Raw genomic sequence first — 10,731 nt, 5'->3', positions numbered from 1 at the left:
TCCACCACCTCAAAACAACACCGCAACACCTCATGCCGCTGCACCACCACATCCAACGCCCGCGCCAACACCCCCACCGCCAACCGACCACGAATGCGGTAGGCGACGTCCGGCATGTTGTAGGCGAGGATCCCGGGCTGCAACTGGTCCATGAACCACAACCGCCGCTGCCCGAACGACGGCACCCACCGCTCACCCCGCGCCACCGGCTCCAGCCGGATGCCCCGTTCGTCCGCGTCCGTCGCGCCCGCCGTCCCGTTGAGTCGGCGTCGCAGCAGTTCGGCGCGGTCGGTGGACAGGTCACCTGCACTACGGATCATGGAATCTCCCGAGGTCTCCGCCGTCACTGGACGGCCCACACCGGATGGTCGCGGCGGTACGCCTGTAGTTCCGGCCCATCCGGGCGGGCGGCGAAAATAATCGACATTCGCTTCTGGTGGCGGCGGCGCATCCAACTCGCGACGCGCCCGGGGCGCACGCCCGCGTTGAGCTGGCGGACCAGGGTCTCGATCGAGTTGAGATCGCTGTAACGCACGACAAACTCCTCGCTGCGCAACAGATTCTCCGCGGACGTCGCGCACAGCAGTCGCGCGCCCACCCCACGCGTCAGGTAGTTCATCCCGAGGCCGACGTGTCGCGACTCGTCCCGGCGCACGAGCCGGTAGACGTCGGCGAGCCCGGTCGAGCGCAGACCGCGGACGAACCACAGGAACTCGTCGGCGGCGAAGCCCTCGAGGAGCATGTGCGCCAACGCCCGGTCGGCAGGATCCGCCATGGCCATCAGGCCGCGCGACAGCGCGTCGATGGGTTCGGGCGGAGGGGCCACCGCGCCACCGATCTGCTCGGCGTAGTAGGCGAAGACGGCGCTGTGTCGTCCCTCGTCGGCCACGGCGGTGGCACCGATCAGCTTGGCGGTGGCGTCCGGACTCTCGGTCACGATGACGCTCGCCGCCTCCAAGCCCAGCTGTTCGGCGTAGACGCTCCCGCTGGCCAGGTTCCAGGTCAGCTCCAGCAGCGGGTCGGTGGGGCGGATCTTCTCCAGGGCAGCCCGAGCGGTGGCCTTGGGATCCCACGTCGAACGCCGGGCGTCCGCCAGGAACTTCTCGGTCACCTCGTCGATCTCCCGGTCGTACCTGACCAGTGCCATGTCCGTCCTCAGGTCGTCTCGTCGCTGCCCAGCGCCTTGCGTACGCTCAGCGGCGTGATGTCGGTCCAGACCTCGCGGATGTGGGCCAGACAGTCCTCCTTGGTGCCGGCGAACCCCGCGTCGTCCCAGCCGAGCGGGTTCTCCCGCTCCTGCGGCCAGATGGAGTACTGCTCCTCGTGGTTGACCACGACCCGGTACCGGGTCGTCGACGCCTGGTCGGTCTGACTCACTGGGATCCTCCCGAGATCGCCCCATCGGGGGTGGACAGGTGACGTAGCAGGCGCCGGGTGAGATCGACGGCGACCGCCTGGGGGTGCTGCTGGAAGTAGAAGTGGTCCCCGGGGAACATGCGTGACTCGAACGTGCCTTCGGTGAGGTCCGCCCAGCCCGCGATCGCGGGCCCGGTCGCGTCCGGATCGTCGACCGAGCCGTACGCGACGAGGGGGCACCGGACGACCGCCCCCGGCGTGAAGCGGTGGTTCTCGACCATGCGCAGGTCCGCGCGCAGAATCGGCAGCATCAGCTCCAGCAGTTCGGCGGAGTCGAACACCTCGGGCGGCGTGCCGCCCATCGCCTTCATCGCCACGGTCAGCTGCGCGTCGTCGAGCAGGTGCAGACGGTTCTCACGCGGCCACCCCGGGGCGGGTTGGCCCGAGACGACCAGGCACGACAGCGGTGCCCCGCGGGCCTGTAGGCGGAGGGCCAGCTCCAGCGCGAGGACCGCGCCCATGCTGTGTCCGAACAGCACGACCTGGTCGGTCAGCAGGGGCTCGATCTCGTCGACGAGCTGACCGGTGAGTTCGCCGACGTCCCGGGCGGCAGGCAGGTGGAACCGGGTGCCCCGGCCGGGAAGCTCGGCGGCCCAGACGTCCAGCGCGCGGGAAAGCAGCGGCAGCCAACTGTCGTAGCCGTTGGCCGACCCGCCGGCGTACGGGAGGCAGAACAGCTGCGGACGGTCGCCCGTGACCCGGCCGACGGGCCGGAACGCCCGCTCCTCCCGCCGGTCCCGGTCGCCGGGCTGGCCGTTCGACGCCGGGTCGCGCATCGCGGCGGTCAACTCGCACCCACCACGACACCGGCGTCGCGTTCGACCGCCCGCTCGTACACGAGGCGGGCGGCCACGAGATCCTCCACGGCCAGACCGAGCGACTTGAACAGGGTGGTGGCGCGGGGATCGGTACGGCCCGGGTGCCGGCCCGCGATCACCTCGCCGAGTTCGGCCTGGATGTGGCTGGCGTCGAGAGCGCCCTCGGCGATCGGCACCAGCACGTCGCCGGCCTCACGCAGGGCCGCGTCGCGGCTGTCCACGTAGACCTCGGCGCGGCGCACCAGGGCGGTCGGCAGTTCCCGACAGGTCGCCCCGAACGCCCCCACGCCGTTGATGTGCACGCCCTCGGGGGCGATGCTGCTGTCCGCGACGACCGGGCCGGCCGAGGAGGTCGTCGTACAGATCACGTCGGCGTCCTTGACGGCCGCGTCCGGATCGTCGCTCAGCTCCGCCGGCAGACCCTGTCGCCGTGCCCAACCGACGAGTTGCTCGGCGCGTGCGACGGTCCGGCTGGACACGGTGATCCGTGACCAGTCCCGCAGGTCGGCGAGGGCGACCAGATGCGCCCGGCCCTGCACGCCGGCACCGATGACGGCCAGCCGCGACGCGTCGGGCCGGGCCAGCAGCGCGGTGGCGCGGGCGGTCACCGCGGCCGTCCGGATCTCGGTCAACGCGACTCCGTCGATGACCGCGAGCGGCTCCCCGTAGGTCGAATCCAGGAGGATCAGCACGCCCTGCACGTGCGGGAGACCGCGTTCGGCGCTGCGGTCGAACATGGACAGCACCTTCAGGCCCATCCCCGCGTCGGCGCTGGCCGACGGCATGATGAGTACCCGTCCCGGGCTGGTCGTCGACTCCACGGTCACCCGTGGGTGTTGCGCGACGCGACCGGTGCTGAAATCCGCCAGCGCCTCGCCCATCGCTTGCACCAGGTCCTGAGGCGACAGCATGGATCGCACCGTCGCACCGTCAATTACCCGCATCTCCCGGCTCCCTCCCATGTCCCGCCGGCACGTTCCCCACGCCGTGCGGCGTGGCGTCGTGAACGGCGGCGGCGACGTCGTCGTCTGTCATGGCCTCGATCTGTGCCACCACGGCCGCCGCCACCGTCGCGGCCAACTCGCGGACCGTCCGGTTCTCGAAGATCGCCCGTAGCGGCAGTGCGATGTCGAAGGCGGTCCGGATCTCGTGGACCACGCTGGTGGCCATCAGCGAGTGACCGCCCAGACCGAAGAAGTCCTCGTCGAGGCCGACCCGCCCGGACAGATGTCCCGCCCAGATGTCCGCGATGATCCGTTCGTGTGGTTGCAGGGTCGCCGAATCCCGCTCGGCGTCGCCCCGGTGGTCGTCGAGCGCGGCCAGTCCGACGCGGTCGAGCTTGCCGGCGGCGGTCAGCGGCAGCGCCGGCACGGTGACGAACGCCGAGGGGATCATGTAGGCCGGCAGCCGCGCGAGCAGGAACCCGCGCAGCTCCCCCGGGTCGGGTGTGCCGTCCCGGCGGGGCACCAGGTAGGCCACCAGGCTCCGGCTCGCCCCGTGTCCCACCGCCAGCACCGCGGCCTCCGCGACGTCCGGATGGCCGGTGAGGCTCACCTCGATCTCGCCCGGCTCGATGCGGTATCCGCGTACCTTGACCTGGTGGTCGGTCCGGCCGAGGAACTCGATCCGGCCGTCGAGGGTCCAGCGGGCGAGATCACCGGTGCGGTAGAGGCGCGCTCCCGGTTCGACGTCGAACGGATCCGGCACGAACCGGTCCGCGGTGAGGTCCGGACGACCGATGTAGCCACGGGCGAGGCAGGTGCCGCCGACGTACACCTCACCCGCGGCCCGTGGCGGCACCGGCCGCATCCGCTCGTCGAGCAGGTAGATGCGGGTGTTCGCGATCGCGCTACCGACCAGTGGGAACACCGGCCAGTCCTGCGGGTCGCCCGAGAGCATCTCGGCGGTGACGACGTGCGCCTCCGTCGGCCCGTACTGGTTGTCGAGGACGACGCCGGGCAGGCGGCGCAGCAGGTCGCGCACCTCGGCGGTCAGGTGCAGTTGTTCACCGGCGGTCGCGATCTGTACGAGCGGTGGCAGGTCAGTACCGCCGGCAGCCGCCTGCGCGATCTGTTCCAGCACCAGTGGGGTGCAGAACAGCCGCCGCACGCCGTTCGCTGTCATCACCGAGAGAAGCTGCTCCGGGTCGCGCCGCTGGTCCCGGTCGAGCAGGACGACCTGGCGGCCGCAGAGCCAGCTCGAGAACATCTCCTGGAACGAGATGTCGAAGTGCAGGGCGGAGAACTGCAGTGTCGGTCCGGCCGCCTCGGCCCGGCGTAGCTGCCAGTCGAGCAGGTTGAGCAGGGGCCGGTGCGTCATCACCACCCCCTTGGGACGCCCCGTGGAGCCGGAGGTGTAGATGACGTACAGCAGGTCGTCCGGACCGGTGGTCCGGGTCGGGTCGGTGGCGGCACAACCGGCGATGGCGGCCGAGTCGGCGTCCACGCGCACCACGTCGTCGAGGTCGGAGGGCGGCAGGTCGGGTACCAGGGCGGTGAGGGTGAGCACGACCTTCGCGCCGGCGTCGGCGAGCATGAAGGCGACCCGCTCGGCCGGGCTGTCCACGTCGACGGGCAGGTACCCGGCGCCCGCCTTGACGACCGCCAGCAGGCTGACGACGGCGTCCGGTCCCGGCGGCAGGAACAACCCGACGACCTGGCCGCGCCGGACGCCGCGCCCGCGCAGGTGATGAGCCAGTCGGTTCGCGCGGCGGTTCAACTCGGCGAACGACAACCGGACGCCGTCGGAGACCAGCGCCACGTCGTCGGGCGTACGGGCGACCTGCTCCTCGAAGAGCGTCGGTACCGTCCGGTCGGCCCGGTACGGCGCGGCCGTGTCGGTCCAGCGCCGCAGGATCCGGTCGCGCTCCTCGTCGCGGAGCATGTCGATCTCGGACAGCGGGACGTCCGGCCGCGCCGCGACCAGTCGGGCGAGGCTTTCGAAGTGTCGCGCGTACTGCTCGACGGTCTCGCGCTCGTACAGGTCGGTGGCGTAGACCAGTTCTCCGCTGAGCGCCCCCGACGGGCTCTCGGACAGGTGCAACTCCAGGTCGAACCTGGTCGCGACGGTGGCCGGCGGATGCCAGCGAGTGGTCGCGCCGGGCAGGTCCAACGAGTCCGGCGCGGTGAACAGGTCGAACCAGATCTGCACCACCGGGTTCCGGTTCAGGTCGCGGGCCGGCGCGAGATGCTCGGCCAGGCGCTCGAACGGCAGGTCCTGGTGGGCGTAGGCACTCGTCGCGGTTTCCCGCACCCGCTCCACGAGACCGGCGAACGAGGGGTCGCCGGACAGGTCGGCCCGCATCGGCAGCGTATTCACGAAGAAGCCGACCACCTCTTCGAAGTCCGACCCGCTCCGGCCGACCGACGGGCAGCCGACGACGAACGCGTCCCGCCCGGTGTAGCGACCGATGAGCAGCTGGTAGACGGCGAAGGTCACCATGAACAGCGTCGCCCGCCGTTGGCCGGCCAGCCGGCGCAGGTCCGCCGCGACGGACGCCGGAAGGCCTACCGGGACGGCCGCGGCCCGGTACGAGGGCATCGCCGGGTGGGCGCGGTCTGCCGGCATCTCCAGGACGAGATCGAGCCCCGACAGGCTGCGGGACCAGTAGCCGACGACCTCGCTGATGCGTTCCTCCGACAGGTGCCGCCGCTGCCACGCCACGAAGTGCCGGTACTGCCGGCCCGCAGCGGGCGAGTGGGGCCGCCCGAGCAGGGCGTCACGGTAGGCGGCGGACAGGTGCCGTTCGAACGGGCCCAGCGACCAGCCGTCGAAGACCAGGTGGTGCACGACCACCAGCAGCATGTGTTCGGTCGGGCCGATCCGCAGCACGGTGGCCCGCATCAGCGGTCCGGCCGCGAGGTCGAACGGTTCGGCCGCCTCGGCGCGGGCGACCGACTCGGCCTCCCCCGGCGAGCCGACGGGCCGGACCGTGAGCTGGTCGACGACCTGTTCCGGCGGCAGCAGCCGGACCTGCGGGCGGCCGTCCTGGGCGACGATCGTGCCGCGCAGGCACTCGTGCCGCACGGCGACCGCGCGCAGCGCCTCGGTGAGGGCGGTGACGTCCAGCTCCCCGCTGACGTGGTAGCCCACGCCGACGTTGTAGGCGATGTTGCCGGGGTTCAGCTGGTCGAGGAACCACAGCCGCCGCTGGGCCAGGGAGAGTTCGTCCGGCGCCGCGTCCGCCTCGTCGCCCGGCAGATCCCGGGCGGGTGGCGCACTCGCCGCGGCCTCCGCCAGGGCGGCCACGCTGCGGTGGGTGAAGACGTCGTGCACGTCCAGGTGCACGCCGAGCACGGTGCCGGCCTGGATGGCGATCCGGGTGGCGTCCAGCGAGTCGGCCCCGAGGGCGAACACGTCGTCGTCGGCGCCGACGGTGGACAGTTCCAGAACGGCCCCGACCACCTCGGCGATCGCCCGCTCGGTATCGGTGCCGGGGCGTCGCGTGCCCGACGGCGGGACCGGGGCGGGCAGCCGATCACGGTCGATCTTGCCGGTGTCGGTCACGGGCAGTCGGTCCACCATCGCCAGGTGACGGGGCATCATGAACGACGGCAACCGCTCGGCCAGGAAGCCACGCAACGCGCTCTCGTCCACCCCGTCGCCGGCAGGCACCACGTAGGCGGCCAGGCACGGTGCGCCGGGACCGTCGTGGACGGGTACCACGGCGGCGTCGGTGACCGCCGGGAAGCGGCGCAGCGTCGCGGCCACCTCGCCGGGCTCGATCCGGTGGCCGCCCACCGACACCTGGTCGTCGAGCCGGCCCAGGAAGACCAGGTTGCCGTCGTCACGGACCCGGACCAGGTCACCGGTGCGGTACATCCGCGTCCCGGCCGCGCCGTGGAAGGGGTCCGGCAGGAACCGCTCCGCGGTCCAGTCGGCAGCACCGAGGTAGCCGCGCGCCACGCCCCGACCGCCGAGGACCAGTTCGCCCGGTACGCCCCGGGCGACAGGTCGCAGGTCCTGGTCCAGCACGTACGCCCGCACCCCGGCGATCGCGGTGCCGATCGGCAACCTCTCGTCGTCGTCCTGGTCGGCGCACGACCAGGACGTGGCCGCCACGGTGGCCTCGCTCGGGCCGTACTGGTTGTACAGCCGGATCCACGGTGCGACGGTGCGCAGGCGCCGTGCCGTGGACGCCGGCAGTTCCTCACCGCCGCAGGTCATCAGGCGTACCGGGGCCAGCCGGGTGCCCGCCTGCGGCTCGTCCAGCAGCCGACTCAGCAGGGTCGGCACGACGTCGAGCAGGGTGACGCCCTCGGCCGAGACGACGTCCAGCAGCCTTGCCGGCTCGAATCGCTCGTCGCCGTCGCCGAGCACGAGACTCGCCCCGGTCAGCAGCGGCAGCAGCAGCTCCCGCACGGACGCGTCGAACCCGGGCGCGTGGGTGGGTAGCAGCCGGTCGTCCGGGCGCATCCGGTACTCCCCTGCCGTCCACCGGATGAGGTTCAGCAGGGCGCCCTGGTCGACCCCGACCGGTTTCGGCGCTCCCGTCGATCCCGACGTGAAGACGACGTACCCGAGGTTGTCCGGCCGGCCCCGCTGCGGCGACCGTGTCGGCAGGTCGGGTGCCGACGGGTCGTGAGCGGCGACGATCGGCACCGAGTCACCGATGGGCGCGTCGGACAGCCCTCGGGGTACGAACACGCAGCGCGCGCCGGCCGCCCGCACCAGGTGGGCCAGGCGCGCCCGGGGGTGGGCCGGGTCCATCAGCAGGAAGGCGGCGCCACGCCTGGCCACGGCCAGGACGGCCGCGACCAGGTCCACGCCGGGGCGCAGGCACACGCCCACCACCGATTCCACCCCGACGTGATCGGGCAGCCCGTCGGCCAGCAGGTCGGCCCGGCGGTCGATCTCGCGGTAGGAGAACCTGCGGCCGGCACTGACCACCGCCGTCGCGTCCGGGGTGGACGCGACGACCCGGGCGAACGCCGCGGCGATGCCGCCGGCGGCGAGGTACGCCGTGGTCGCGGAGGAGGAGGGGCCCGCCAGCGGCGGTACGGGCTCCGGCTCGCGGTCTCGCGTGGAGAGCGTCATGAGCCCGGCAGGAGGTCGGCTACGTCACGGGCCACCGCGCCGCGCAGCGCCAGGTCGACACAGACCTGGCCCAGCATCGGGACGAACTTGAAGATCCAGCCCGAGGTGCAGTAGACGACTCGTTCGGCGCCCGGAACCCGGCCCACGCGGAACGCCTGATGATGCTCCTCGGGCAGGGTGACCAGGCATGTCGACGCCTGCAGGGGCGTCGGCTCGAGGTTCGGCAGGTGCCGGGCCACCCACGCGGAGAGCCTGCGCAGGTCGTCGTCCCGGGGCACGCCGGTGGCCTGGGCGGCGTCCGCAAGGGGGTGCGCCTCCGAGTCGGGCGCGACCCGGACCACGTCCCGGCGACCCCACGGATTGCGACCGAACCCGTAGTAGAGCGCGTCGTCGGCCTCGGTCGTCGGTTCGAAGGCGAACCACGTCGGATAGCCGACCGACGGGTCCCGCAACCGGAAGTAGGCCGACGGCATCTCGAAGGTCCGCATTCCGAGCCGGAGACCCAGCGCCTCCAGCAACGCTGTGGTGCCCGCACCGGCGGCGACGACCACGGCGCGGGCGCGGACGCTGCCGTCGGCGGTGGCCACCTCCACGTCGGCGGCGGTGGGCTCCAGGCCCAGGACGGTGACCTGGGGTCGGATCTCGGCCCCGCTGGCCACCGCCAGCGTGTACAGCGCCCAGAGCGTGCCCCGCACGTCGATCACGCCGCCGTCGGGCTGGTAGAAACCCTGGTAGTGCTCCGGCAGGTCGGCGAACCCGTACCGCTTCTCGATGTCGCGGGCACCGAGCCACTCGTAGCCGAGCGACAGTCGCTCCAGTACGTCCGCCGCCGCCCGGATCTGCCCCTCGTTGCTGTCCTGGTCGATGTCGCCGAACCACAGGCTGCCGGTGCGATGGATGAGCGGACGGTCGATGGCCCGTTCCAGTCGGTCCCACGTCGGAACGGACGCGAGCACCAGGCGGGCCAACGGTTCCTCGCTGTACTGAACACGCCACTGCCGTTCGGCACCGCCGGAGCTTCCGTTGTCGTGGAAGAGCGGTCCCCGCTCGAAGAGCACCACGGACAACCCCGCGGCGCTCGCCTGCCACGCCGCGGCGAGCCCGACGGCACCACCGCCGATCACGGCGACGTCGAAGGTCCTGTCCGCGTTCGCCATCAGATGCTCCCCTCAACCGTCACTAGGAACGGGTTCCGTAGTCCAGCGCGTCGCCGAGCGCGGCGACCATCGTCTTCACGTCGACATCGCCGAAGGCCGGATGGCACGGCAGGTTGATCTGCTCCTCGAACCAGCACCGCTCGGCGACCGGGCAGTCGCCGAGCCCGCTGCCCCGGTTACGCCACTCGGGTAGCAGGTGCACCGGGAAGTACCGCAGCCACACGTCCACCCCGAGCTGCACCAGGCGCTCGACGACCCGGTCCCGCACGATCCCCTGCTCCGGCCGGACGAACATCGTGTACAGGTGGTACGAGTGTCGAACGCCGTCGGGTGCCAGCTGGAGGCGTACACCCGGATGGGCGGCGAGAGCCTCGTCGAGCTGGGCCGCGACGCGTCGCCTCGCCTCGGTGAGCGCGGCCAACTTCCGAAGTTGCACCAATCCGACGGCGGCGGCCGGTTCGCTCAGGGTCGCGTTGGTCCCCGCGGCGCGTACGCCGACGCACTCGCTGCTGTGGGCCAGCCCGTCGAACATGGCTCGGGGCACCTTCGGCAGGTCCGGTGCGGCCGGCCGGTACACCGCGTCGCACTCGTTGTTGCGCAGCCGGGTGATGCGCTCGGCCCAGTCGTCGCGGTTCAGCGTCAGCATGCCGCCCTCGCCGAGGGTGGTGATGTTCTTCGTCGAATGGAAGCTGAAGCAACCGATGTCTCCGAGCACGCCCGGCCGTTCGCCGAGGTACTCGGCACCGAGTGCGTGGGCGCAGTCCTCGATGATGACGAAGTCGTGGCGCTGCGACAGTTCCCGGATGGCGGCCATGTCGGCCGGCAGGCCGCCGTAGTGGACGATGATCACCGCCTTCGTGCGCTGGTTCACCAGCTCCGCGAGCCTGTTCACGTCCACGTTCAGCGAGTTCGGATCGATGTCGCAGAAGCGCACCGTCGCCGGATAGTCGAGAAGCGGCTGCGCCGTCGCCTGGTAGGTCTGCGGCGTCACCACGACCTCGTCGCCCGCCCGCAGATCAAGAAGTTGGATCGCCAGCCGGAGAGCGACGGTTCCACTGGTCACCGTGAGGGCGTGCGCGGCACCCGTGTAGGCCCTGAACGCCTCCTCGAACCTGCGCCTCCAGGAGCCCTGCGACAACCGCTCGCGCGACAACAGCACGTCGGCGACGGCCCTTACTTCCTCGTCACCGAGAATGCTGCCCAGCGTGGGATACGGAACTCCGGGCCGCGTCGGACTTGTCAAGATCAGGCCCTCTCGAATCGGGCCGTACGTGAGACCCGCGAGCAATTCCGTCAGGGTCTCG

The 10,731-nt window shown here is 71.7% G+C and carries 8 protein-coding genes; all 8 read right to left on the bottom strand.

The window, feature by feature from the left end; all coding sequences use genetic code 11:
• On the bottom strand, positions 1-320 hold a 320-nt coding region (locus AB0883_RS30015), incomplete at its 3' end, for a condensation domain-containing protein (RefSeq protein WP_366644646.1).
• A 23-nt stretch (positions 321-343) separates the two neighbouring features.
• Positions 344-1,147, bottom strand: a complete 804-nt coding sequence (locus tag AB0883_RS30010; protein WP_366644645.1) for a ferritin-like domain-containing protein — start codon at positions 1,145-1,147, stop codon at positions 344-346.
• 8 nt (positions 1,148-1,155) lie between these two features.
• Positions 1,156-1,377: an MbtH family protein gene (locus AB0883_RS30005; RefSeq protein WP_366644644.1), complete on the bottom strand. Its 222-nt coding sequence runs from the start codon at positions 1,375-1,377 to the stop codon at positions 1,156-1,158.
• Positions 1,374-2,204, bottom strand: a complete 831-nt coding sequence (locus tag AB0883_RS30000; RefSeq protein ID WP_366644643.1) for an alpha/beta fold hydrolase — start codon at positions 2,202-2,204, stop codon at positions 1,374-1,376. Before AB0883_RS30000 ends, AB0883_RS30005 begins: the two co-directional genes overlap by 4 nt.
• The gene (locus tag AB0883_RS29995) at positions 2,201-3,145 is read right to left on the bottom strand and encodes an ornithine cyclodeaminase family protein (RefSeq protein ID WP_366644642.1); all 945 of its coding nucleotides are present in this window, start codon (positions 3,143-3,145) and stop codon (positions 2,201-2,203) included. The genes AB0883_RS30000 and AB0883_RS29995 overlap by 4 nt, the downstream gene beginning before the upstream one ends.
• A 19-nt stretch (positions 3,146-3,164) precedes the next feature.
• Positions 3,165-8,270 (bottom strand): amino acid adenylation domain-containing protein, encoded by a 5,106-nt coding sequence (locus AB0883_RS29990; RefSeq protein ID WP_366644641.1) that lies wholly within the window; start codon positions 8,268-8,270, stop codon positions 3,165-3,167.
• On the bottom strand, positions 8,267-9,427 hold the full coding sequence (locus AB0883_RS29985) for an FAD-dependent oxidoreductase (RefSeq protein WP_366644640.1): 1,161 nt from the start codon (positions 9,425-9,427) through the stop codon (positions 8,267-8,269). Before AB0883_RS29985 ends, AB0883_RS29990 begins: the two co-directional genes overlap by 4 nt.
• Positions 9,428-9,449: 22 nt before the next feature.
• Positions 9,450-10,670, bottom strand: a complete 1,221-nt coding sequence (locus AB0883_RS29980; protein ID WP_366644639.1) for a DegT/DnrJ/EryC1/StrS family aminotransferase — start codon at positions 10,668-10,670, stop codon at positions 9,450-9,452.
• Positions 10,671-10,731 lie beyond the last annotated feature (61 nt).

Source organism: Micromonospora sp. NPDC047812 (genome assembly GCF_040704175.1).
In the GTDB taxonomy this organism is placed as follows: domain Bacteria; phylum Actinomycetota; class Actinomycetes; order Mycobacteriales; family Micromonosporaceae; genus Micromonospora.
This window is presented reverse-complemented; position numbering and strand designations above follow the sequence as displayed.